Genomic DNA, 558 nt, shown 5'->3' on the forward strand with positions numbered 1-558 from the left:
GGGCGATGGGCAGCAAACCGATGCTGCCGATAAGGATCAAGACAACGCTGCGGCCGTGGTGTCTGCCGAGAAAGTTGAAACCGGCAAAACCGCAGGCGGTCAGTCCGATGGCGGTAAATACCACGCCGGCAAAACGTGCGGCATCATAGGCATCGGCCGCCCAAGGCGAAAACAGAGTTTGGAATGCGGTTGCCGCCCATAAAAAAGCAGGGGAGATGGTGAAATCGGGTTGGCCGAAGATTTGTGCAATCAGCAGGCTGCCGCCGTTTTTCATGGATTCAGAGGCGGTAAAGAGGGAGGGTTCGGCAGGGTTCCACAAGTCATGCGAGAACACGCCCGGCCACAGCCAGGCAAAAGCCATCAGCAGCAGTAGCCATGGTTTTTCATGGGTTTTTTGGGGGCGGCGCGGATCGGGCGGTGTGTAAGTCAGCATGGAAGGTCAAAAAACGGTTGGTTTGAATAGCAATGGTACAGGGTTTGACGGGTTTGCGCGATATGCCGGACTGGAGAGCTTTGTAAAATAATGCGTACGGCTCGTTTTTATCGGGTGTTTGGTTG

1 pseudogene is annotated in these 558 nt (G+C 55.0%); it reads right to left on the minus strand.

Annotated elements, in window-relative coordinates:
• Window positions 1–433, minus strand: a pseudogene (locus tag ACTHUR_RS16970) (glycosyltransferase family 39 protein); the annotation flags it as partial.
• Window positions 434–558: the final 125 nt, after the last annotated feature.

The sequence above is a fragment of the Neisseria sp. P0021.S007 genome, from assembly GCF_051956855.1.